This window comes from Vibrio fortis (genome assembly GCF_024347475.1).
In the GTDB taxonomy this organism is placed as follows: domain Bacteria; phylum Pseudomonadota; class Gammaproteobacteria; order Enterobacterales; family Vibrionaceae; genus Vibrio; species Vibrio fortis.
On record NZ_AP025487.1, the window covers coordinates 1,163,796 to 1,186,809 of the forward strand.

Below are 23,014 nucleotides of genomic sequence, written 5' to 3' on the forward strand. Positions count from 1 at the left end.
CGCGTATAAATGGATCTTTGAATTGTAATTAGATTCGGTCTAGTTACAGCATAGAAATTAGTAATTATTAAGAGATTGGGAAATTCATTATGCGTACCCATTACTGTGGTAACCTGAACAAGTCCCTGGCGGGACAAACTGTAGAACTTTGCGGCTGGGTAAACCGTCGTCGTGATTTGGGCGGTCTTATTTTCATCGATATGCGAGATCGTGAAGGTATCGTTCAGGTAGTTGTAGACCCAGATATGGCAGATGCGTACGAAGTAGCTAACACACTTCGTAATGAATTCTGTATCAAACTAACGGGTGAAGTACGCGTTCGTCCAGACAGCCAAGTAAACAAAGACATGGCAACGGGTGAAGTTGAGATCATCGCTAAAGGCCTTGAAATCATCAACCGTGCTGACGTTCTGCCACTAGACTTCAACCAGAAGAACTCAGAAGAGCAGCGTCTAAAGTACCGTTACCTAGATCTACGTCGTCCAGAGATGAGCGACCGCATCAAGCTACGTGCTAAAGCTTCTAGCTTTGTTCGTCGTTTCCTAGATGACAACGGTTTCCTAGATATCGAAACACCAGTACTAACAAAAGCGACACCAGAAGGTGCACGTGACTACCTAGTACCTAGCCGTGTTCATAAAGGTTCGTTCTACGCGCTTCCTCAGTCTCCACAGCTATTCAAACAGCTGCTAATGATGTCTGGTTTTGACCGTTACTACCAAATCGTTAAGTGTTTCCGTGATGAAGACTTGCGTGCTGACCGTCAACCAGAATTCACTCAAATCGATATCGAAACATCGTTCATGAGCGCGGAAGAAGTACGTGCAACAACTGAGAAGATGGTTCGTAACATGTGGCAAGAGCTTCTAGATGTAGATCTAGGTGAGTTCCCAATCATGCCATTCTCTGAAGCGATGCGTCGTTTCGGTTCTGACAAGCCAGACCTACGCAACCCACTAGAGCTAGTTGACGTTGCTGACCTAGTGAAAGACGTTGAGTTCAAAGTATTCTCTGGCCCTGCAAACGACGAGAAAGGTCGCGTTGCAGTAATCCGCGTACCAGGTGGCGCTAAGCTGACTCGTAAGCAGATTGACAGCTACGGTGAGTTCGTTGGTATCTACGGTGCGAAAGGTCTAGCATGGATGAAGGTTAACGACCGTGCTGCAGGCATGGAAGGTATCCAATCTCCAGTTGCTAAGTTCCTAAACGAAGACGTGATCAACGGTATTCTTGAGCGTACTGGCGCAGAGACTGGCGACATCATCCTATTCGGTGCTGACAAAGCAAACACAGTGTCTGAAGCAATGGGTGCACTACGTCTGAAACTGGGTACAGATCTAGAACTAACAGACGAGTCTGCATGGGCTCCGCTATGGGTTGTTGATTTCCCAATGTTCGAAGAAGACGACGAAGGCAACCTACACGCTATGCACCACCCATTCACATCGCCTCTAGGTGTGACTGCGGAAGAGCTAAAAGCGAACCCAGCGGCTGCTAACTCAAACGCATACGATATGGTTCTGAACGGCTACGAAGTGGGCGGCGGTTCTGTACGTATCCACAACGCTGAAATGCAATCAGCAGTATTCGATATCCTAGGTATCGAAGCAGACGAGCAACAAGCTAAGTTTGGCTTCCTACTAGACGCGCTTAAGTTCGGTACTCCACCGCATGCAGGTCTGGCATTCGGTCTTGACCGCCTAGTGATGCTGCTATGTGGTACTGAGAACATTCGTGACGTTATCGCATTCCCGAAAACAACGAACGCTTCTTGTCTACTAACAGACGCTCCAAGCCTAGCAAACCCTGCTGCACTTGAAGAGCTAGCGATTGCGGTTAAAGCTGCAGAGAAAAAAGAAGAATCAGCTGAATAAGCAAATTCCACTTTGCTTTAAATGACTCTTTCTTTTGAGTGACTTTTTGTTTATGTAAATTGAAATGCCCGTTAATTTAACGGGCATTTTTTTTATGCTTCTATATACTAAGCTCATAAATAAAAGTATGTATAAATAATCAGTATTTTAAGTTATGTCTATTATTCTTGGGATTGATCCCGGCTCTCGCATCACTGGTTATGGTGTTATTCGTCAAAATGGCCGTCACCTACAATATTTAGGCAGTGGCTGTATTCGTATGTCAGAAAAAGAGCTTCCAGGCCGCTTGAAGCAAATTTATGCGGGGGTGAGTGAGATCATCACTCAGTTTCAGCCAGACGTGTTTGCGATTGAGCAGGTGTTTATGGCGAAAAATGCTGACTCGGCTCTTAAGCTCGGTCAGGCTCGTGGTAGCGCGATTGTAGCGGCGGTGAATGCAGATCTTCCTGTACACGAGTACGCAGCGCGTTTAATCAAGCAAGCGGTAACAGGCAACGGCGGCGCAGATAAATCACTGGTTCAGAATATGGTGATGAGCATGCTCAAGCTTCCAGCCAAGCCACAAGCAGATGCTGCCGATGCACTGGGTGTGGCGATCTGTCATGCTAATACCAACAAAACACTCATCGCGCTCGCAGGTAAAGCCACGACGGCGAGACGTGGCCGTTACCGCTAACTCCTTCACCTACAATCGAATCACCATCAATCACTTATCTTTGATATGAAATGAGACTTCGAAAACAGTTTTTGTTAAATGGATTCGCATTCTATTTAACATTTAACTAACATTGGTCGGAGGTCTTACAAGTCAATCAAGGATGATTATCGATGAACCCAATTACATGGTGGCGATCGCTCTTTCTACCCAAAACTCATCGTTGGGGAAGTAATGAGTCGCGACAGGCGGACATTTTACTACTGTTTACTTTCATTGCGTTTATCGTTGGGCTGTACAGCCTGATTAAATGGAGCAAGCATGGCGAGCAATTGCTGATTGCAACCTCTATTTTCCTCATTGTCCTTGAACTGGTTTCTGCCGTTGTCTTAAAACTGTCGAAAAATCCAATTTTGGCTCTTAATTTCGGTTTTGTTGGTATGGCGGTTCATGCGCTAAATATCATTTACCAGAGTGGTGGGGTAGTGGACTCTACTCAAGCTTATTGGGTTCCCTTGCTGGTGGTCGCTTTCTTCTTATCGGGCACCCGAATCATTGCTCTTACATGGAGTGCTATGGTGATAGGCGTCGCAGTAGTGATGACTTCTATGCACCTTAACGGCGCAGTATTTCCAAATATTGCTTTGAACGAACAGGCTATGGTTGTAGAGACATGGTCTGGTGTCGTAATGCCTTTAGTCGTGATCTGTATTGCTCAAGCCTTTACCGCAAAGCAAAAAGAGGTTGCGATTGAACAAGCGGAATTAGCGCGAACTCAGAGCCAAAGTGTGGCAGCGCAGGCAACGCAGAGTGAGGCGCAATTGTCCGTGGTACTGGAGCAAGCAAATACAAACTCACAGAGTTTACAAGGCGTATCTGTTCAACTCGATCAACAATCGAATGACCTCCATTCACAAGTAGAAGTGCTCAATATGAACTGTGAATCACAGGCCAGTGCTGCCGAACAGATGAGCCAACAACTGCACCAAATGACGGAAGGGTTAGAAGAGTCCAATTCGTTTGTGAATGAGCTTAAAGAACGCAGCGAAGCGGTGGGAGTTAAAGCCCAGAAAAGCTCTGAGTCTTTGGAGGCGTCGACCAATGCCATCAGCCAGATTATTCAAAGCAACCAAGAGATCATGAAAGTCGCCGATCTTATTACGTCGGTGGCTGAACAGACCAATCTACTGGCACTCAATGCTGCGATAGAAGCGGCGAGAGCAGGAGAGCAGGGCAGAGGCTTTGCTGTAGTGGCTGATCAAGTACGTGAGCTATCAGCCAAGAGTAGCCACTCAGCGATTGAGATCCGAACACTGCTTGATCGTAGTAAGGAAGAAGTTGAGCATGGGCGCACCATCATTGAAACCACGGAAGCTGAAATGAATGGCATTATTTCCGAGGTTCAGACCATCTCTTCAGACGTTAATCAGCTAACTGACATCATGACCATGCAGATGGGATCTTTGCATGAGCTTGATCAGGCGAGTACCGAAGTGGCAAAGAGTGTCGCAGAGACCAAAACCGTATCTGGGCAAGTCGCGTCAAATGGTATCCAACTGAATCAGCAAGTCGACCTTGTTAAGCAATTAGTCACAAGTCTGAACAGCGCCGTCTCAAACGCCAAACACGCCTAATTAATTCCTCAATCAAATAGAAAGAACTGGATAAGCATCCAGTTCTTTTATATTCTGTCCATCAAATAATTTTCCATCAAGAGAGTAAGTTGTGATCGGACGTCTTCGCGGTATTTTAATTGAAAAACAGCCACCAGAATTATTAATTGAAGTGAGTGGCGTTGGCTATGAAGTACAAATGCCAATGAGTTGTTTCTATGAACTACCTGCAGTAGGCGAAGAAGCGATTATCTATACTCATTTTGTTGTGCGTGAAGATGCCCAGCTACTTTATGGCTTTAACACCGTTAAAGAGCGTGCACTTTTCCGTGAAGTCATTAAGGCAAATGGTGTTGGTCCTAAACTTGGCCTTGGTATCCTTTCGGGTATGACAGCAAGCCAGTTTGTTCAGAGTGTAGAGCGAGAAGACATTTCAACGTTGGTTAAACTACCGGGCGTGGGTAAGAAAACCGCAGAGCGTTTGGTTGTTGAAATGAAAGACCGACTTAAAGGTTGGGGTGCCGGTGACCTGTTTACTCCAGCAACGGATGCAGCACCTATCGACTCAACACCGAATGCACACGATGCAGAAGAAGAGGCAGTAAGCGCGCTTCTGGCTCTTGGCTATAAACCGACTCAAGCATCGAAAGTTGTGTCACAAATTGCGAAAGACGGCATGACAAGTGAGCAGCTGATTCGTGAAGCACTGAAATCGATGGTCTAAGTCGATATAGTTATTTAGATAAACAACACTCTACAACGCTTAGCTTTAGGCTAAATATTGGAGAGTGAAATACAAAATTAAATAGATTAAGAGCTCGTCACTCTTAAGTTGGAATGACCTATGATTGAAGCGGATCGCCTAATAGCGCCGGATAACCCAGTATTTAAAGATGAAGACGTCATCGACCGTGCGATAAGACCAAAAGCGTTATCGGATTACCAGGGTCAAGATCACGTACGTGATCAGATGGAGATCTTCATCAAAGCTGCGCAATTGCGTAATGAAGCGCTAGACCATCTATTGATTTTTGGTCCACCGGGCTTGGGTAAAACCACACTTGCGAACATCGTGGCTAACGAAATGGATGTGAATATCCGAACCACTTCTGGTCCTGTGTTAGAGAAAGCCGGTGATCTAGCGGCTCTGTTAACCAATCTTGAAGAGAACGATGTACTTTTCATTGATGAGATTCACCGATTAAGCCCAATGGTTGAAGAGGTGCTGTATCCCGCGATGGAAGATTACCAGTTGGATATTATGATTGGTGAGGGCCCTGCGGCTCGCTCGATCAAAATCGACCTACCTCCGTTTACTTTAATTGGTGCGACAACCCGAGCGGGTTCTTTAACCTCGCCGTTACGTGACCGTTTTGGTATTACCCAGCGCCTTGAATACTACAAGGTGGACGATTTACAGAACATTGTTCAACGTAGCGCTGACTGTTTGGGGCTCTCTATGGACCCTGAGGGGGCACTTGAAGTGGCGCGTCGTGCTCGTGGTACACCTCGTATTGCTAACCGCCTTCTACGTCGCGTACGTGACTTTGCTGAAGTGAAGGGGAACGGTCATATTTGTGCGGATGTTGCCGACAAGGCTCTGAATATGCTCGATGTTGATGCCAAGGGCTTTGACTACATGGACAGAAAGCTACTGTTGGCGATCATGGAGAAATTTGGTGGCGGTCCGGTTGGTATCGACAATATGGCGGCAGCCATTGGTGAAGAGCGTGACACTATTGAAGATGTGTTAGAGCCGTATCTGATTCAGCAAGGTTATCTACAGCGTACTCCAAGAGGAAGAATTGCGACAGATCGTGCATATCTTCATTTTGGTATCGATAAGCCAAGTTAGCCTTTTGATGTTGCAAACGTGAAATTAGGTCACCCATTTTTGAGTACTTTTGTACTCGAGACGAAAAGGTGACTACATTGATATAAATGTAAGCAAATTCATCATCGAATTTTATAAACCCTGGTTGCATAAGCGCCGGGGTTTTTAGTTTTTTATAGAATAACAACTCTTTGAGCGAATCGATATTAGCTGTCGATATGCTACTTCAAAAATGAAAACATTGATTTCAAATTTGACGTCGATAACAAAAATTGAAATAAGTCTTCATATTTCTTGTTAATACTTTATGGGTATTTGTAATTCAAATGTTGAGTGAGTGATAGCGGCATGTCACAGATATCATGTGTCGTTATCACCAAACCGAGAATTGGTGTGATTTTAATCATAATTGGTTAAAAATAACCCTAAATTGCTCGTAGAAATTTGATACAAATCAACGCAGGGTTCTCCTATAAACCTTTTGAAACATACTGATTTTACCAGTAATATTAGCGCCAGCTATATTAGCTCATGCTTAACAATAATCTAACTATAACGGTACGTTTTTGCTACAAAATTCAACTTGTAATAACAATCACGTTAATTGTTTTAACATGGATTTTTGCGGTGAATAATCACACAAGTGTCATTCAGCCGACACAAAGGAGTTACCATGATTGATGTTGTTGATCTGTCGCGATTGCAGTTTGCATTGACAGCGATGTATCACTTCTTATTTGTTCCACTGACTTTAGGTATGGCATTCCTACTTGCCATAATGGAGTCTGTTTATGTAATGACTGGCAAGCAAATTTACAAGGACATGACCAAGTTCTGGGGTAAATTGTTTGGTATTAACTTTGCCCTTGGTGTAGCGACAGGCTTAACCATGGAGTTCCAGTTTGGTACTAACTGGTCTTACTATTCTCACTATGTTGGCGACATCTTTGGTGCTCCGCTAGCTATCGAAGCGCTTGTTGCATTCTTCCTAGAGTCTACTTTTGTTGGCCTTTTCTTCTTCGGTTGGGATAGATTGTCAAAGCGTCAGCACTTAGCGGTAACATGGTTAGTCGCATTAGGCTCTAACTTCTCAGCGCTATGGATTCTGGTTGCTAACGGCTGGATGCAAAACCCAGTGGGTGCTGAATTTAACTTCGAAACAATGCGTATGGAAATGGTGAGCTTCGCAGAAGTTGTCCTAAACCCAGTAGCGCAAGTTAAATTCGTACACACAGTGGCGTCTGGTTACACAACGGGTGCAATGTTCATCCTTGGTATCAGCTCATACTACATTCTTAAAGGTCGTGACCTTGCCTTTGCTCGTCGTTCTTTCGCGATTGCAGCATCATTTGGTATGGCGGCGATTCTATCTGTAATCGTTCTAGGTGACGAATCAGGTTACGAGCTAGGTGAAGTTCAGAAAGTGAAGCTAGCAGCGGTAGAAGCTGAATGGCACACAGAAGAAGCACCAGCAGCATTTACTGTGTTTGGTATTCCAAACCAAGAAACAATGCACACTGACTACGCAATTAAGATCCCTTACGTAATGGGTATCATTGCAACGCGTTCTTTCGACAAAGAAGTAACAGGCCTACGTGACCTACGTGATGAACACGTTGATCGTGTCCGCACGGGTATGTACGCATACGAACTTCTAGAAAAACTGCGTGCAGGCGATAAGTCTGAAGAAAACATGACAGCATTTGATGAAGTGAAAGGTGACCTAGGTTACGGCTTACTTCTTAAGCGCTACACAGAGAACGTGGTTGACGCAACAGAAGAGCAAATCCAAATGGCAGCGGATGATTCTATCCCGACTGTTTGGCCTCTATTCTGGTCGTTCCGTATCATGGTTGCGTGTGGCTTCATCATGCTATTCGTATTTGGTGCTGCGTTTGTACAAACATGTCGCCAGAAAATCGAACAGAAACCATGGATTCTTAAAGCGGCTCTATTCTCAATCCCACTTCCTTGGATTGCGATTGAAGCAGGTTGGTTCGTAGCAGAATACGGTCGTCAGCCTTGGGCAGTAGGTGAAATCCTACCGACCAACGTTGCTGCTTCTGCACTAACTCTTGAACAGCTGTGGACTTCTCTATTCGCTATCCTTGCACTGTACACAGTGTTCTTGATTGCAGAAGTTTACCTAATGCTTAAATTTGCTCGCAAAGGCCCAAGTAGCCTTAAGACAGGCCGTTACCACTTCGAACAAAACGACAACTCTGTTGAAGACAAAGTTAGCCGTTCAGTAGAAGTATAAGTGAGGGAATATTATGTTTGATTACGAAAGCTTACGACTTATTTGGTGGGTTCTAATCGGTGTTCTACTGGTAGGTTTCGCCGTGACTGATGGCTTCGATATGGGTGTTGCTGCTCTGTCTCCTGTTATCGGTAAGAGCGACACTGAACGTCGTATTATGCTGAACACCATTGCTCCTCACTGGGATGGTAACCAAGTTTGGTTAATCACAGCTGGTGGTGCTCTGTTTGCTGCATGGCCTCTAGTTTACGCAACGTCGTTTTCTGGATTCTATCTAGCAATGTACGTAACACTAGCCGCACTTTGGCTACGTCCACTTGCGTTAGACTACCGTTCTAAGATTGAAGAGCCAAAATGGCGTAAAGCTTGGGACTACGCACTTTGCTTCAGTGGCACAGTTCCACCAATCATTTTTGGTGTTGCTTTTGGTAACCTACTACAAGGTGTTCCATTTGAACTAAACAGCCTGCTGATGTCTGAGTACAAAGGTTCGTTCTTCGCTCTGTTGAACCCATTTGCTCTACTGTGTGGCGTACTAAGCCTGATGCTGTTTGTTATGCAAGGCGCTACTTGGCTACAAATGAAGACCACTGAGTCACTACACGAGCGTGCTCGCGGTGTTGCTCAAATCACAGGTCTAATTGCTGTTGCGCTATTCGTAGCCGGTGGTTTCTGGGTTCAATCTATCGATGGCTACGTGATTACAAGTACGCTAGATACAATGGCGGATTCAAACCCACTAAACAAAGAAGTCGCTGTTCAAGCGGGTGCTTGGATGACAAACTTTGAAACTTACCCAGCAATGTGGGCAGCACCTGTCTTAGGTGTGGTAATGCCATTGCTAGCGGTTGTCGCGTCTCGTTTGGAGCGTGGTGGCTTTGCATTCTTGTTCTCAAGCTTGTCGAACGCAGGTGTTATCCTAACGGCTGGTTTTGCGATGTTCCCATTCGTGATGCCATCAAGCCTAATCCCAAGCCACAGCTTAACAATGTGGGATTCAACGGCGAGTGAATTAACACTTGGCCTGATGACTGCGGTAGCGGCGGTAATGGTACCTGTGATTCTTGCTTACACGACTTGGACTTACTACAAAATGTTTGGTCGTCTAGATAAGAAACACATCGAAGATAACGACGTTTCAGCTTACTAAGCTAGAAGTTAAATAACTTAGGAGAAATTTTATGTGGTATTTCGCATGGATTTTGGGTGTACTTCTAGCATGTGCATTCGGCATCATTAATGCTCTTTGGTTAGAGCACTCTGAAATGATGGATAAAGACAGTGAGTAATCTCACTGAGCAAGTGACTAAGCTGCACCAACCTATGGACAAGACTCTTCTGCGAGTTTTGTCCCTAGTACTGGGTTTCGTGCATGTTGGCTTGGTTATGTGGGATCCTGAAGCCTACGCTGAAAGCATTGGCGGTTTTAATGCCGTTATTGGCCCAATGTTGATTTGGGCAGTATGTTCAAGCATGGTTTTCGGGGTTGGTTTTAAGCCTAGAGCATGGATATGGCAGTTGCTGTTTAGCCCTTATGCTTCACTCACAATTTTGCTCTACCTAACAGTGTTAAGGTTCATATAGTGGCGTCAATGCCCGTGAATACTGGCTTTATAGCATTGTTTGGTTTTTAGCCGAAAAGAGGTCATCTTATACAGATGGCCTTTTTTTTCACCACACAAATCAAATATTTCATGCCGTTATACTATTAATGTCAAAGAGTTGAGTTATAGTGATATCTTTAACGTTTTTGTATTGTGGTATGAGTTTGCAGGGATCATCTAAGCCATTTACGTGGCCTGTTACCGTCTATTATGAAGACACAGATGCAGGTGGCGTTGTCTATCATTCCAACTACCTGAAGTTTTTTGAACGCGCTCGAACCGAGATGCTGCGCTCAATTGGGGTATCTCAGCAAGTCCTTTTAGAACAAAACATCGGTTTTGTTGTCCGACACATGGATATCGATTTTATCCAAGGTGCGCGCCTTGATGATGCTTTACAAGTCATTACAAAGATTTATGAACTGAAACGTGCTTCCTTAGTATTCTGTCAGGAGATCGTAAATCCTGATGGCAAAGCATTGTGTAAAGCAATGGTTAAGGTAGCATGTATCGACAATCAGAAAATGAAACCTAAGGCTATGCCGACTTTTATTCTTACGGAGCTGACAAACAGTGACTGCTGAAATCTCAATTTTAGGCCTTATTTTAGAAGCCAGCTTACTGGTTAAACTGGTAATGCTTACCCTAATGGGTATGTCGGTCGTCTCTTGGGCGATGATCATAAAAAGAAGTAAAGTGCTTTCTCAAGCAGCGAAACATACGGAGACCTTTGAAGATAAATTCTGGTCAGGTGTTGATCTGTCTAAGCTCTATCAAGAAAGCAACAAGCGTAAAGATGAACTGTCGGGCACAGAAGAGATCTTTTACGCTGGTTTCACCGAATTCGCACGCTTGCGTAAATCTAACGCGGCGTCACCAGATTTCATTATGGAAGGAACAGGCCGTGCGATGCGTGTTGCCGTTGCTCGTGAAGTCGATGAACTTGAAACCAACTTGCCGTTTCTTGCAACGGTTGGCTCAATCAGTCCATACATTGGCCTTTTTGGTACCGTTTGGGGGATCATGCACTCATTCATCGCGCTAGGTGAAGTGAAGCAAGCTACATTAGCAATGGTTGCTCCAGGTATCGCAGAAGCACTTATCGCAACCGCGATGGGCCTATTTGCGGCAATTCCAGCAGTAATGGCGTACAACCGCTTCAGTAGCCGTGTAAGTAAGCTTGAGCACAACTATGCGACATTCTCGGAAGAGTTCCACAGCATTCTTCACCGTCAAGCGATGGCTGGCAGGGAATAATCAATGGCAGGATACCAACCTAAAAAACGCAAAATGACCGCAGAGATTAACGTTGTACCTTACATCGACGTTATGCTGGTTTTGCTGATTATTTTTATGGTGACCTCTCCGTTCGTTACTCAAGGTGTGGACGTAGAGTTGCCACAAGCATCAACGGCTAAATCGGCTCAAGATCTTCTTGGTGACGACAACGCCAGCTTTATCATCGTTGAGGTGAATAAAGAGGGCGAACTCGGTTTAAGCGTGAACAATGAAGAAGTTCAACGTGGCTTATCACTAGAAGAGATCATTGTGCGAGTGAAAGCGGAACTTTCGATTAAACCAAACTCACCAGTGGCTGTTGGTGGCGATGCTGCAACGCCTTATGCTGAAGTTGTTTTACTACTTGATGAATTGAGCCGAGCAGGGGTGCCTAAGGTTGGCCTACTGACGGACATAAGGGAATAACTCCGTAGCATTCATGAAAACAAAAAAGACTAAATCGAATAGCTTAAGTACACCACTTATCGTGTCGCTCGCGCTGCACGTGGTGTTATTCGTTGTGCTGATTGTGGGTGCAGATTTTACCATGTCTGAGCCCGAGCCAAGTGGCCAAATGGTTCAAGCGGTTGTTATTGATCCACAATTGGTTCGCCAACAAGCGCAGCAGATTCGTCAACAGCGTGAAGCTGCGAGTAAAAAAGAGCAAGAACGTCTTGATAAATTGCGCCGTGAAAGTGAACGCCTAGAGCGTAACCGTAAGGCGGAAGAAGAGAACATTCGCAAGCTGAAAGAGAAGCAAGCCAAAGAGGCAAAAGCCGCTCGTGAAGCGGAGAAGCGACGCGTTGAACAAGAGAAGCAGCGCAAAGCGGAAGAAGTTCGACTTAAGCAAGAGAAAGAGCGCGCTGCCAAAGCTGAAGCGGATCGTAAGCTTAAGGAAGCTGCCTTAGTAAAAGCGGAACAAGAGCGTAAAGCGAAAGAAGAGGCGATTGCTAAAGCAGAACAGGAACGCTTGGCAAAAGAGCAGGCTGCTAAAGAAGCCGCTGAAAAAGCACGTAAAGAGAAAGAAGCCGCTGAACGAGCTGAAAAAGAGCGTTTAGCAAAAGAGAAAGCGGCAAAAGAAGCGGCAGAGAAAGCTCGTAAAGAGCAAGAGCGTTTAAGACGACTTGAAGAAGAGCGTAAGCAGCAAGAAGCCGCACTCAACGATATTTTTGCAGGTCTTGAAACTGAAGCTTCACAAAACTCTTCAGCAAGACAACAATTTATTGGTGATGAAGTTCAGCGATATGGAGCGATTTACACCCAGCTAATACAGCAAAACCTGCTGTTGGAGGATAGCTTTAGGGGAAAGTCGTGTAGGGTTAACCTTAAACTGATTCCTACGGGATCAAACGCGATTTTAGGTAGTCTTTCGATTTTAGAGGGTGACAGCCGTCTGTGTGCTGCGACAAAACGAGCAGTGGCACAAGTGCAATCTTACCCATTACCGAAAGACCCAGACATCGTAAGCTCGTTGAAAAACATTAACCTAACAGTATCACCAGAGTAAAAGGACGAACCCGTGTTAAAGAAACTATTACTGAGTTTTATGTTTGTAATAGCGACCAGCAGTCAGCTTGCGCACGCTGCTTTGGAGCTCGTTATTACCGATGGTATCAACTCGGCACGACCAATTGCGATTGTGCCATTTAAATGGGAAGGCAAAGAGAAACTGCCACACGATGTTTCTGCTGTTATCGCATCAGACTTACAGCGCAGTGGTAAATTCAGCCCAGTAGCAACTAGCAAAATGCCACAAACGCCGTACAACGAAGCGAATGTAGACTTCGATGCGTGGACAAACCTAGGTGTTGATTCTCTGCTGACCGGTAGCATTACTCAGGATGCGCAAGGTCAGTACGTAGTGAACTACCAACTGGTTGATATTGTTCGTGGTCAGCTAACTAACGGCCAAAGCCGCGCTTTGAGCGATGAAGGTCAGCTGGTTCTTTCGAAAGACCACGTTCTTTTCAATAAGAAAGCAACTGTACCAGGTCCGCGTTTACGTGAATACGCACACCGTATTTCAGACCTTGTTTATGAAGAACTAACGGGTGAAAAAGGCGCATTCCTGACACGTATTTCTTACGTTGTGGTGAATGACAAAGACAAGTACCCGTACCAACTGCGCGTAGCGGATTACGATGGTTACAACGAGCGCTTAGTGTTGCGTTCTAAGCAGCCTCTTATGTCACCAGCTTGGTCGCCAGACGGTAAGAAACTCGCCTATGTGAGCTTCCAGAACGGTCAAGCGGAAATCTTCATCATGAACATCTACACCGGTGAACGTGAAAAGGTGACGTCATACCCTCGTCATAATGGTGCGCCAAGATTCTCTCCTGATGGTAAGAAACTTGCGCTCGTGTTGTCGAAGACAGGCAGCCTTCAGGTTTATACGCTTGATCTACAAACTCGCAAATTGACGCAAATTACGCGCGGACGTGCCAACAATACAGAACCTTTCTGGCATCCGGATGGCAAGTCTCTCATTTTTACGTCTGATCGCGGTGGTAAACCCCAGATTTATAATGTAAATTTGTCAAATAATTCTACCCAACGAATTACATGGCAAGGCAGCCAGAACTTAGGTGGTCAAATTACCCCTGACGGTCGATTCCTAATTATGGTGAATCGCAGCAACTCTGGATTTAACTTGGCTAAGCAAGATTTGGAAACCGGCGCAGTACAGGTACTAACAAAGACCTTACTGGACGAGTCTCCAAGTATCGCTCCAAATGGAGGTATGGTTATCTATAGCTCTATTTACAACCAAACAAATGTACTGTCGATGGTTTCAATCGATGGTCGTTTTAAAGCTAGATTACCGGCAACTAACGGACGCGTAAGAGCGCCAGCCTGGTCGCCGTTTCTGTAGCCACGCTTAAAATTAGCTATTGATAGTAATCACTATTGTAGCAAGTAACTATCTATAGCAATTTATCGGCTGTAGAAACTAAGTTTGATAACGTAAGGAAAATAAGATGCAACTTAATAAAGTTCTTAAAGGCTTGATGATTGCACTACCAGTGATGGCAGTAACAGCATGTAGCTCAAGTGATGATGCAACATCTGCGACTTCTGGTACTGAAACTAACCAAGCAACTTCAGGTACAGAAAACAACGTAGACACAACTGTTGTGACACCAATTGACGCGAACGGTCAACTGTCAGAGCAAGAGCTTAAAGAGCAAGCACTACGCGAAACTCAAACTATCTACTTCGCATTCGACAACTCTACAATCGCGGGTGATTACGAAGAGATGCTAGCAGCTCACGCAGCTTACCTAAGCAAAAACGTTGACATGAAAGTGACTATCGAAGGTCACGCTGACGAACGCGGTACTCCAGAGTACAACATCGCTCTAGGTGAGCGTCGTGCACAAGCTGTAGCTAAGTACCTACAAGCGCTAGGTGTTCAAGCTGACCAAATCTCTATCGTAAGCTACGGTGAAGAGAAGCCACTTCTTCTAGGTCAATCTGAAGATGTGTACGCTAAAAACCGTCGTGCAGTACTAGTTTACTAATTAGTAGACTTTTTAATTGAGGAATAGCCTCATGTTCAGTAACAAAAAGCGTGTCATTATGCTTTCGTTACTGGCAAGTGCAGCGAGCACCGCGCTCGCTGCACCAGCTCCAGTATCCGATCTTAATAGCACCGTAACCAATTCAACTTCCTCTTCTACTCGAGCGGCTTCAAACGAATCCGATATCGAGCGTCTAGAGCGCTTGCTACAAAACCGCAATCGCGTTCAACTTCAAATGCAGCAACAAATGGATGACATGGCTCTTGAAATCAGTGAGCTACGTGGCCAACTTGAGCGCAACAGCTACGACATGAAACAGATGTTAGAGCGTCAGCGCGAGTTGTTTATTGAGCTTGATAAAGTACGAAGTGAAGTGAAAACATCAGGGTCTGCTGCCGCTGCAGTTCCAGCAGCCGAAGCGAAGGGCGCTGAAGGTACTTTCAGTACTGATGTTGATGAGCAAACTGCTTATCAGAACGCTGTGGATATGATCCTAAAACAGCGAGACTACACGGGTGCAATCTCTGCATTCCAGAAGTTTCAAACAGACTTCCCAGATTCTACGTTCACACCTAATTCACACTATTGGTTAGGTCAGCTCTATTTTGCTAAGAAGCAAGATAAAGAGGCAGTGAAGAGTTTCGCAGCTGTTGTGTCTTACAAAGACTCAAACAAGCGCGCTGATGCGTTAGTGAAGCTTGGTGATATTGCTGCACGTAATAACAACTCTGCGCAAGCGAAAAAGTACTACGAACAAGTGGTTGCCGAATACCCGAACAGTGCATCGGCAAAAGTAGCCAAGACTCATTTATAGTTCTTTAGTAAAAGAGGCGCATCAGCGCCTTTTTTTATGTCCAATCCTTTTTGATCCCAATCGTTGTACTGTGTAGAATGCTCTAATTCTCGGAAGAAGTTGCGTAGAGCAAGAGCAATGAGCCATATATTAGATAAAATCGACACTGTTTACCCATTCCCACCGAAGCCAGTTCCATTGAACGATGCTCAAAAGCAGGCTCACATAGCGAACATCAAAAAGCTATTAAAAGAAAAAGATGCTGTTTTGATCGCTCACTATTACACGGACCCTGAAATCCAAGCTCTTGCAGAAGAGACGGGTGGTTTCGTAGGTGATTCGCTAGAGATGGCTAAGTTTGGTAACCGTCACCCAGCGAGCACACTGATCATCGGTGGTGTTCGATTCATGGGTGAATCTGCGAAAATTCTGACACCTGAAAAGCGCATCTTAATGCCGACATTAGAGGCAGAGTGTTCACTGGATCTAGGTTGTCCGGCCGATAAATTCACAGAGTTCTGTGATGCACACCCAGACCATACTGTTGTTGTTTATGCCAACACATCTGCGGCAGTAAAAGCACGCGCCGATTGGGTTGTAACATCGAGTATTGCACTTGAGATTGTTGAAAGCCTAGATGCTGAAGGCAAGCCGATCATCTGGGGTCCAGACCGTCACTTAGGCTCATACATTGCTAACCAAACTGGTGCAGACATGCTTCTGTGGCAAGGTGAGTGTATCGTACACGATGAGTTCTCTGCTGACGCCTTGAGAAAAATGAAGTCTGTTTACCCGGAAGCTGCAATTCTTGTGCACCCAGAATCTCCAGCAAGTGTGGTTGAGTTAGCGGATGCGGTTGGTTCTACAAGCCAACTGATTAAAAAAGCTAAAGAGTTACCACACCCACAAATGATTGTGGCGACCGATAAAGGTATCTTCTTCAAGATGCAGCAATTGGTTCCTGAGAAAGAGCTAATTGAAGCTCCAACAGCGGGTGCTGGCGCAACATGTCGTAGCTGCGCACACTGTCCTTGGATGGCGATGAACGGTCTAGAAGCGATTGAGAACGCACTAGAGAACGGCGGTGAGCAACATGAAATCTTCGTTTCTGACGAGCTACGTGTGAAGTCTCTTATCCCACTGAACCGTATGCTTGATTTCGCAGAGCAGCTGAACATGCAAGTGAAAGGCAACGCGTAAGCAAGTCCTTCACTTTAATTTTTAAAACCAGCATTCGTGCTGGTTTTTTTGTACCTATTCCTCGGGTTTTGCACCAGATATCTTGTTGATAAGGCAAATTTTTCCTAGCATGTAATTAACAAAATAGTTAATTGAGGTGCCGATGGTTATCTGGTTACAACTCAAGCGTTGGCTTCAGGCGAACTTATTCGTACTAGATGGCAAGAATTTGTTGTTCGCTTTTGCTGGGTACGTGGTAACGGCATGGCTGCTGTTACTCATAGCGGGCGAGCACGATTTGACTTCTTCCTTGACGACTTTCGCGTATTACTTGGTCGTGACGGCGTCTACGGTGGGCTATGGTGATCTGTCGCCAACCACTGAGTTTGGGCAGTGGGTTGTGATTCTATTTGTGATCCCTGGAGGTTTAAGTTTGTTTGCTGCTCTATTGGGTAAAGTGGCGACTGAGGGGGTTGAGTATTGGCGTGCTGGTCTATTGGGCAAAAGGAGAATTCGAGTGGAAAACCACATTTTAATGCTAGGTTGGAATGAGCAAAGAACAATTCATCTCATAAGAATGCTGCAACACGAAGAGACGGGTAAGCGCCCAATTGTGTTGTGTACTCGTTCAGATATCGAAAACCCACTTCCAGGCGAGATTAACTTCGTTAGAGTGAACAGTTACACCGATGGCAAAGAGATGGAAAAGACAGGCATCGAATCGGCAAGCTGTATTTTGATTGATAACCCAGAAGATGACATTACGCTTTCTGCGGCCCTTTATTGTGCAAACCGAAACCCTGATGCCCACTTATTGGTTTACTTTAAAGACGAAGCCTTGAGTGACCTGCTCCATAAACATTGTCCAAATTCAGAGTGTATTCCGGCCGTAGGAGCGGAAATGCTGGCTAAAGCGGCGGTTGACCCGGGCTCAAGTGCCTTGCACCAAGAGTTGCTTAGTTCGACACGTGGTATGACTCAGTATTCGACCTATTACCCAGAGGGTGCAGAGCCGATAACGGTAGCGCCGATCTTTAGTGTTTTCAAAGAGCGTTATCAAGCGACGTTGATCGCTATCGATCATGGTAAAGGGCAGGGGATTGAGCTTAACCCTGAGTTAGATGTTGAAGTCGCTGGAGGATCAAAACTCTTTTATATCGCGGATGAGCGAATCCCAGAGTTTAACTGGGCAACCATCAGTGACCGATAACGGTTTCTCGCTTACATTCTTTTCTAAAGAGATCAAAAAAGGCTTCCGATGGGAAGCCTTTAACTTTTTCGTTCAGGGTGTCATCAAGTGATGCATGAACGAAGAAGAGCCTACTGAACTTCAGCCAGTGCAATACCACGCTGTGTTAAGCCACATAGCATCACAGGTACAGCATTGAAGATCTCTTCAAACTGCTCTAACCCCTCAACGCCTTGTTCCGCTAATGTCGCGATAGACGTCTCTGGATCATAAAGCATGCTGATTGATAGGAGAACGCCGCCAACTAGTGCATTGTCTTCACTGTTTTCAGGCATCAAGGTTTCCCAATCATCGCGAGCAATCTGCCAGCCTTGCAGTAGGCCTTCACAGAAGTCACGAGTTGCTTCGTTCACTACTTCTTCTTCATCGAGTTGGCAAGCCTCAGGCCAAGTCCAGTTGCCTTCCATTAAATCTGGGCGTGTTTCATTCCACAGAGCAATGATTGCTTCAATGTAGCTTTCGAGTTGTTCGCCATCAGCGAAAGGAGCAACTTCTTCACCACCCCATAAGAATGGAAGCCATTCGTGCGGCGTTAACACGTTTGGCGCAGCTGCCATTGCAGTTACAAAGCCAAGAGTTTTGTGTTCTGTGATGAGTTTTCCTTCCAACTCAGGAAGCGCAAGAATTTCTTGTAGTGTCAAACTGAAGTACCGTAGTAGGTGAAACAAATTGACGCTTATAGTACCAATGTTGTTGCCGCAATCAAAACCCAATCTAAAAAGGCTTGATGTAACTGAATATAATCGCTAGCTTAAATAAAAAAGCAACAACACAATAATATGCAGATACGTTCATCTCTTAAGAAAAAAAGTAAGGTTGCACTTGGATTGTACCTTGCCACCTTCATTGCCATTATTGGTAGTGTGACCTATTTCGTTGTTGAATCCCCGGTACGTGCAAAGCTCCAACAAAATTTGGACTTACGAGCAGAGATCCTTTCTTCATTGATTGAAGCGCCGCTCAATAGCTCTGAGGGCTTCTTGCATAGTATTGTTGGCCTAGCACAAGCTCAACCCGACTCCAATTTACTTGCTCGCCATTTTAAGTCGGTTCTGGCAACTAGTGACGAGACCATTATCAGTGCTGGTATTTGGCCGGAACCTTATGTATATGGGGCCGACCGAGAACGAGACAGTTATTTCTTTAATAAAGCTGATGATGGAAAAATAGATCAGCTTTTCTCTTACAATAACCCTAAGTCTATGCTGTACCACCAAGAGGCTTGGTATACGTCCGTTGTCGATAAACCTATTGGCACAGTGTCTTGGAGTGATGTCTACCTTGATCCATACACACACATTCAAATGATCACGGCCTCAGCCCCGTTTTATTTGGACGGTAAGTTCTCGGGCGTCGCGACCGTCGATCTGTCCTTAACTGAGCTACTCAACTTTATTAAGAGCCACGCAGAAGAGTACGATCTAGGTATTACACTGCGAGATCAGCATCAGCAAATTTTAGTGTCGCATAACTTTAACTTGGTTGAAGGTATCTACATCAGTAACCATAAATTTGGCCAGTTTGATTGGCAGGTTGATGTGGTTAACTCTAAGTTGTTAGTGTCTGATGAAGTGTTTAGGCAGGTGATGAGTATTGAAGGGGGGATTGTCCCGTTTCTACTTTTGTGTGTCATGGCCGGTTACTACCTTCTGAATCGGTATCTCATTAGCCCAATTACGACCATCGCAGCCAAGGTCGACGGCTCGAAAGCGGGCGGTATTATCGATGTTAATTATCATAGCCAAGATGAAATAGGGCACCTGATAAAAGCCTTCAATGAAAAAACGGTATACCTTGAAGCGGAAAAAGTGAAGGCGCAGGCTTCGACTAATGCGAAGACGGCATTCTTAGCGACACTTTCTCACGAGATAAGAACGCCAATGAATGGGGTTTTGGGAACTGCGCAGATCCTATTAAAAACACCATTAAACAAAGAGCAAGAGAAACACCTGCGCAGCTTATATGAATCGGGTGATCATATGATGACCTTGCTTAATGAGATTTTGGACTTCTCGAAAATAGAGCAGGGCAAGTTGGACTTAGATAACACCCGTTTCCCACTCGATTCTCTAATCGGCAGCATTAACAGTGTCTATTACACACTCTCTACTGAGAAAGGCCTTCAGTTCAAGGTTTATACAGAAGTGCCTGCAGGTCGCTGGTATTTCTCTGATAAAGCGCGCCTGCGTCAAGTACTGTTCAACTTACTTAATAACGCCGTTAAGTTTACGTCTCGTGGTTTTGTTGAGGTGTATTTCAAAGAGATAAACCAAAATGGTCACACCTACTTGAACATTCGAGTCCGTGATACGGGTATTGGTATCTCTAAAGAAGCTCAGAAGCGAATCTTCAACCCATTTGAGCAAGCGGAATCTTCAACGACGCGACGTTTTGGTGGTACTGGCCTTGGGTTAGCGATAGTCAAAAAAATCACTGAGTTAATGGAGGGCGATATTCAGGTAACCAGTGAAGAGGGTATTGGCACCAGTTTTGACGTGAATTTGAGAATTGAGCCAACAGAGCCCGGAGAGATAGAGAGCTTACCTCACTCCAAGCTAAACTATTCGGGGTTAAAAGTGCTCATTGTTGAAGATAACCGCACCAATACCGTAATTATTGAAACCTTTATGAATAATAAAGGCTTCAGTTGTAAGAGCGTGGAAAACGGTGAGCTTGCTATTCAAGCCGTGGCATCAGAGCGCTTTGATTTAATTCTGATGGATAACCACATGCCTGTCATGGATGGCGTAGAGTCAACAACCGCGATACGCGCTCTGGCTGATGAGATGTCCTCAGTGCTTATTTTTGGTTGTACTGCAGACGTCTTTAAAGAGACTCGAGAGCGAATGGCTGGGGCAGGGGTCGATTACATCATCGCTAAGCCAATTGACGAGCGAGAGCTCGATGACGCCCTGTTTAGATTCTCGAATAAGCTATACCAATACCATGATTCTCAGCCGGAAGCGAATAAAGAGCCTGTGATTAAAGCACCAGACAACGCTGAGGAATTACTGGTGACCTTGTATATCGCTCTTGAGGATCAGAGTATTGAATTGGCGACATTTGCGCTAGAGAACCTACTGATTCACATTGAACCGACGGATGATTCTTTGCTTCCATCGTTACTGACCCAAGCTATCCAAGAGCTTTCTAAAGGGCGTTTCCCTTCGCAAGAGCTCATCAATTCAATAACCGTCAATATTCCCGTAGAGTAGCTGTATTTTAATTACAGTAAGTAAAGTACGATTTGGGTAAAATTTGAACTTGATCTGCTTTTCTGGTGGAAGTAACTGGTTTTACTGTAAATTCTGGTTGTAAATTTACAACTTCATTTTAAATTTGAAATCTATCACTGCAAGTCTTGTGGTTTAATAGTGGCATAATCTGGATGGGTAAGGATTTACCCTTTTTATATGTTACTAAATCGCTGGATTGGCAGTGATATATTTTGAGTTTTAATCAATGAAATCTCGTGGACCATTCTGTATCCGTAACGCAGCAGCGGACACTTTTGCTATGGTAGTTTTCTGTTTTATTTCTGGCATGATCGTTGAGATCTTTATCTCGGGCATGTCTTTTGAACAGTCTCTTGCATCACGAACGCTCTCTATTCCTGTCAATATTGCAATCGCATGGCCTTACGGTGTTTTTCGTGATTGGGTTTTGCGTAATGGCGCAAAGCTATCAGACAGTTCATTGGCGAAAAATCTTTCTGATCTAGTTGCATATGTTCTGTTTCAGTCTCCGGTTTATGCGGGTATCTTGTTCGCGGTAGGTGCGTCAACGGATCAAATCATTACAGCGGTAACCAGTAATGCCGTAATTTCATGCGGTATGGGCGTGCTATATGGCTACTTCTTAGATATGTGCCGCAAGTGGTTCCGTGTACCGGGTTACTATCAACAAGCGTAACCCTGTTGATATTTGGTCTGTTTTCAAACGAATGAGTTAATTTGTAAGCGAACAGACCAGTTAAGCTAACTTTTTTGACAATGCCCCTTGACCAGAGCAAGCAGAATCAATAAAGTAGCGCCTCGTTGAGCAACATAGCTTAACAACAAAATTTGGTGAGGTGTCCGAGTGGCCGAAGGAGCACGCCTGGAAAGTGTGTATACGGAAACGTATCGAGGGTTCGAATCCCTCCCTCACCGCCATATTCTAGAAAGCCTAGCAGCAATGCTAGGCTTTCGTCGTTTTAGGCCGTTCTGAAAGACGAATTTAGAATTGTGTTAGCCAAAATCCAACGTCAACAGTAGTCGATTCTCTTGAGCAGAAACCATTGGTGATCTATGTACTAATGCTGTTTCTTCATTGCCAATCCACGCTCCACCTTTTAACAACGCTACGTCGCCGCACGACAACTGTTGAACATCACTTTCATCTTGGTATAAGCCTGATAGATGGTCAGGTTGCCCGTTACTACCGTGACCAAGCTTAGATCGATCCAATACATGATTAGGTAGCCATTGTGTTGCTGTTCCGTAGAAGGTGGTGACTAATCGACATGGAACGCGATCTACGTGGAAGCGTGGGCACATGGCGCGGTCTAACGTGGCAAGGCGCACACCCGCATCTTTGAGATCGAATAAACAACAGAACATATCGACAAGCTCTGCAATATTCTGAACTAAAGCTGGCGGCAAGTCGTCGAGTGTTCTCTGTAACTCTTGATAAGCGCTTTCAGAAGACACATTCACTGACTTGCTGAAATCAGGGTTATTGGCAACAAACTCCTCGATAGCTTGTGTTAACTCATCACTGAATGTGCGCTCCCAAACCACCATATTGATATGGTCTTGATAGATATCTGTCAGCACTGTTGACGATTCCCCTGTGCTGTACGAAGGTGTATTGCTCGTTTCGGTAGCCGCAGAAAGTCGTTCAGTAGTCGCAGTGTTCATGGTGTCATCCCCAGTGTCTAAATCCGTTAAAGCGTGTATTGCATCTCGCAGTATTAATACAAAGCTAGCAATGAAACGTTATATCATAACAATTGTTGCAATCAAAATGCTGCGATTGAATAGAGTTGGAAACGCTTTGGGATAGGAATAGAGATAGGTGATTTCAAGCACAGATTTTCCACCTTACATCAATAACAGGAATATTTGTCGAGATTAGGTAGCAGTATGTATGAGACCCTTAGCGAATAGCTGT

22 protein-coding genes and 1 tRNA gene are annotated in these 23,014 nt (G+C 44.9%); 21 read left to right on the forward strand and 2 right to left on the reverse strand.

Annotation, left to right across the window (positions count from 1 at the left end; all coding sequences use genetic code 11):
* Positions 1-89 precede the first annotated feature (89 nt).
* The 18 genes from aspS to OCV50_RS05350 all read left to right on the forward strand — a co-directional run bounded on the left by aspS (position 90) and on the right by OCV50_RS05350 (position 17,821).
* Entirely contained in the window at positions 90-1,874 is a 1,785-nt protein-coding gene (aspS, locus tag OCV50_RS05265) for an aspartate--tRNA ligase (RefSeq protein ID WP_261903884.1), read from the forward strand.
* Between the two features lie 154 nt (positions 1,875-2,028).
* Positions 2,029-2,550 (forward strand): crossover junction endodeoxyribonuclease RuvC, encoded by a 522-nt coding sequence (gene ruvC, locus OCV50_RS05270; protein WP_032549418.1) that lies wholly within the window; start codon positions 2,029-2,031, stop codon positions 2,548-2,550.
* Positions 2,551-2,702: 152 nt separating this feature from the next.
* Positions 2,703-4,163 (forward strand): methyl-accepting chemotaxis protein, encoded by a 1,461-nt coding sequence (locus OCV50_RS05275; RefSeq protein WP_261903885.1) that lies wholly within the window; start codon positions 2,703-2,705, stop codon positions 4,161-4,163.
* 91 nt (positions 4,164-4,254) lie between these two features.
* On the forward strand, positions 4,255-4,866 hold the full coding sequence (gene ruvA / locus OCV50_RS05280; RefSeq protein WP_032549415.1) for a Holliday junction branch migration protein RuvA: 612 nt from the start codon (positions 4,255-4,257) through the stop codon (positions 4,864-4,866).
* A gap of 120 nt (positions 4,867-4,986) precedes the next feature.
* Positions 4,987-5,997, forward strand: coding sequence for a Holliday junction branch migration DNA helicase RuvB (gene ruvB / locus OCV50_RS05285; RefSeq protein ID WP_239840613.1), 1,011 nt, complete (start codon positions 4,987-4,989; stop codon positions 5,995-5,997).
* A gap of 652 nt (positions 5,998-6,649) precedes the next feature.
* Positions 6,650-8,236: a cytochrome ubiquinol oxidase subunit I gene (gene cydA, locus OCV50_RS05290; protein ID WP_239840614.1), complete on the forward strand. Its 1,587-nt coding sequence runs from the start codon at positions 6,650-6,652 to the stop codon at positions 8,234-8,236.
* A 13-nt stretch (positions 8,237-8,249) separates the two neighbouring features.
* Complete coding sequence (cydB, locus tag OCV50_RS05295; RefSeq protein ID WP_261903886.1) at positions 8,250-9,386, forward strand: cytochrome d ubiquinol oxidase subunit II; 1,137 nt, start codon at positions 8,250-8,252, stop codon at positions 9,384-9,386.
* 31 nt (positions 9,387-9,417) lie between these two features.
* On the forward strand, positions 9,418-9,525 hold the full coding sequence (gene cydX / locus OCV50_RS05300; protein ID WP_000270284.1) for a cytochrome bd-I oxidase subunit CydX: 108 nt from the start codon (positions 9,418-9,420) through the stop codon (positions 9,523-9,525).
* Positions 9,518-9,820 (forward strand): cyd operon protein YbgE, encoded by a 303-nt coding sequence (gene ybgE / locus OCV50_RS05305; protein WP_261903887.1) that lies wholly within the window; start codon positions 9,518-9,520, stop codon positions 9,818-9,820. Before cydX ends, ybgE begins: the two co-directional genes overlap by 8 nt.
* Positions 9,821-9,986: 166 nt before the next feature.
* Positions 9,987-10,424: a tol-pal system-associated acyl-CoA thioesterase gene (gene ybgC / locus OCV50_RS05310; RefSeq protein WP_150872871.1), complete on the forward strand. Its 438-nt coding sequence runs from the start codon at positions 9,987-9,989 to the stop codon at positions 10,422-10,424.
* Positions 10,414-11,097 (forward strand): protein TolQ, encoded by a 684-nt coding sequence (gene tolQ / locus OCV50_RS05315; protein WP_239840616.1) that lies wholly within the window; start codon positions 10,414-10,416, stop codon positions 11,095-11,097. The genes ybgC and tolQ overlap by 11 nt, the downstream gene beginning before the upstream one ends.
* A gap of 3 nt (positions 11,098-11,100) precedes the next feature.
* Positions 11,101-11,544: a protein TolR gene (gene tolR / locus OCV50_RS05320; RefSeq protein WP_239840617.1), complete on the forward strand. Its 444-nt coding sequence runs from the start codon at positions 11,101-11,103 to the stop codon at positions 11,542-11,544.
* Positions 11,545-11,557: 13 nt separating this feature from the next.
* Complete coding sequence (tolA, locus tag OCV50_RS05325; RefSeq protein WP_261903888.1) at positions 11,558-12,625, forward strand: cell envelope integrity protein TolA; 1,068 nt, start codon at positions 11,558-11,560, stop codon at positions 12,623-12,625.
* 12 nt (positions 12,626-12,637) lie between these two features.
* Positions 12,638-13,990 (forward strand): Tol-Pal system beta propeller repeat protein TolB, encoded by a 1,353-nt coding sequence (gene tolB, locus OCV50_RS05330; RefSeq protein ID WP_261903889.1) that lies wholly within the window; start codon positions 12,638-12,640, stop codon positions 13,988-13,990.
* 106 nt (positions 13,991-14,096) lie between these two features.
* Positions 14,097-14,639 carry a peptidoglycan-associated lipoprotein Pal gene (gene pal / locus OCV50_RS05335; protein ID WP_239840620.1) on the forward strand — a complete coding sequence of 181 codons (543 nt, stop codon included), beginning with the start codon at positions 14,097-14,099 and terminating at the stop codon, positions 14,637-14,639.
* Between the two features lie 31 nt (positions 14,640-14,670).
* Positions 14,671-15,453 carry a tol-pal system protein YbgF gene (gene ybgF / locus OCV50_RS05340; protein ID WP_261903890.1) on the forward strand — a complete coding sequence of 261 codons (783 nt, stop codon included), beginning with the start codon at positions 14,671-14,673 and terminating at the stop codon, positions 15,451-15,453.
* 117 nt (positions 15,454-15,570) lie between these two features.
* Complete coding sequence (nadA, locus tag OCV50_RS05345; RefSeq protein WP_032549402.1) at positions 15,571-16,632, forward strand: quinolinate synthase NadA; 1,062 nt, start codon at positions 15,571-15,573, stop codon at positions 16,630-16,632.
* Between the two features lie 142 nt (positions 16,633-16,774).
* Positions 16,775-17,821, forward strand: coding sequence for a potassium channel protein (locus OCV50_RS05350; RefSeq protein WP_261903891.1), 1,047 nt, complete (start codon positions 16,775-16,777; stop codon positions 17,819-17,821).
* A gap of 110 nt (positions 17,822-17,931) precedes the next feature.
* On the opposite strand, the gene OCV50_RS05355 is transcribed toward OCV50_RS05350, so the two are convergent.
* On the reverse strand, positions 17,932-18,501 hold the full coding sequence (locus tag OCV50_RS05355; RefSeq protein WP_261903892.1) for a YecA family protein: 570 nt from the start codon (positions 18,499-18,501) through the stop codon (positions 17,932-17,934).
* Between the two features lie 138 nt (positions 18,502-18,639).
* Between OCV50_RS05355 and OCV50_RS05360 the strand changes: the two genes are divergently transcribed.
* From OCV50_RS05360 to OCV50_RS05370, 3 genes are all read left to right on the forward strand, one after another.
* The gene (locus OCV50_RS05360) at positions 18,640-21,075 is read left to right on the forward strand and encodes a hybrid sensor histidine kinase/response regulator (RefSeq protein ID WP_261903893.1); all 2,436 of its coding nucleotides are present in this window, start codon (positions 18,640-18,642) and stop codon (positions 21,073-21,075) included.
* A 247-nt stretch (positions 21,076-21,322) separates the two neighbouring features.
* Complete coding sequence (locus tag OCV50_RS05365; protein ID WP_261903894.1) at positions 21,323-21,772, forward strand: L-alanine exporter AlaE; 450 nt, start codon at positions 21,323-21,325, stop codon at positions 21,770-21,772.
* Positions 21,773-21,926: 154 nt separating this feature from the next.
* Positions 21,927-22,014: transfer RNA gene (locus OCV50_RS05370), tRNA-Ser, on the forward strand.
* Between the two features lie 75 nt (positions 22,015-22,089).
* Here the strand turns inward: OCV50_RS05370 and OCV50_RS05375 are convergent.
* Positions 22,090-22,761: a DUF1826 domain-containing protein gene (locus OCV50_RS05375; RefSeq protein WP_261903895.1), complete on the reverse strand. Its 672-nt coding sequence runs from the start codon at positions 22,759-22,761 to the stop codon at positions 22,090-22,092.
* Between the last annotated feature and the right edge of the window lie 253 nt (positions 22,762-23,014).

Excerpts from the sequence above, each read along its gene's own strand:
- aspS (WP_261903884.1), top strand. The coding sequence starts at position 90 with ATGCGTACCCATTACTGTGGTAACCTGAACAAGTCCCTGGCGGGACAA.
- ruvC (WP_032549418.1), top strand. The coding sequence starts at position 2,029 with ATGTCTATTATTCTTGGGATTGATCCCGGCTCTCGCATCACTGGTTAT.
- OCV50_RS05275 (WP_261903885.1), top strand. The coding sequence starts at position 2,703 with ATGAACCCAATTACATGGTGGCGATCGCTCTTTCTACCCAAAACTCAT.
- ruvB (WP_239840613.1), top strand. The coding sequence starts at position 4,987 with ATGATTGAAGCGGATCGCCTAATAGCGCCGGATAACCCAGTATTTAAA.
- cydA (WP_239840614.1), top strand. The coding sequence starts at position 6,650 with ATGATTGATGTTGTTGATCTGTCGCGATTGCAGTTTGCATTGACAGCG.
- cydB (WP_261903886.1), top strand. The coding sequence starts at position 8,250 with ATGTTTGATTACGAAAGCTTACGACTTATTTGGTGGGTTCTAATCGGT.
- cydX (WP_000270284.1), top strand. The coding sequence starts at position 9,418 with ATGTGGTATTTCGCATGGATTTTGGGTGTACTTCTAGCATGTGCATTC.
- tolR (WP_239840617.1), top strand. The coding sequence starts at position 11,101 with ATGGCAGGATACCAACCTAAAAAACGCAAAATGACCGCAGAGATTAAC.
- tolA (WP_261903888.1), top strand. The coding sequence starts at position 11,558 with ATGAAAACAAAAAAGACTAAATCGAATAGCTTAAGTACACCACTTATC.
- pal (WP_239840620.1), top strand. The coding sequence starts at position 14,097 with ATGCAACTTAATAAAGTTCTTAAAGGCTTGATGATTGCACTACCAGTG.
- ybgF (WP_261903890.1), top strand. The coding sequence starts at position 14,671 with ATGTTCAGTAACAAAAAGCGTGTCATTATGCTTTCGTTACTGGCAAGT.
- nadA (WP_032549402.1), top strand. The coding sequence starts at position 15,571 with ATGAGCCATATATTAGATAAAATCGACACTGTTTACCCATTCCCACCG.
- OCV50_RS05350 (WP_261903891.1), top strand. The coding sequence starts at position 16,775 with ATGGTTATCTGGTTACAACTCAAGCGTTGGCTTCAGGCGAACTTATTC.
- OCV50_RS05360 (WP_261903893.1), top strand. The coding sequence starts at position 18,640 with ATGCAGATACGTTCATCTCTTAAGAAAAAAAGTAAGGTTGCACTTGGA.
- OCV50_RS05365 (WP_261903894.1), top strand. The coding sequence starts at position 21,323 with ATGAAATCTCGTGGACCATTCTGTATCCGTAACGCAGCAGCGGACACT.
- OCV50_RS05375 (WP_261903895.1), bottom strand. The coding sequence starts at position 22,761 with ATGAACACTGCGACTACTGAACGACTTTCTGCGGCTACCGAAACGAGC.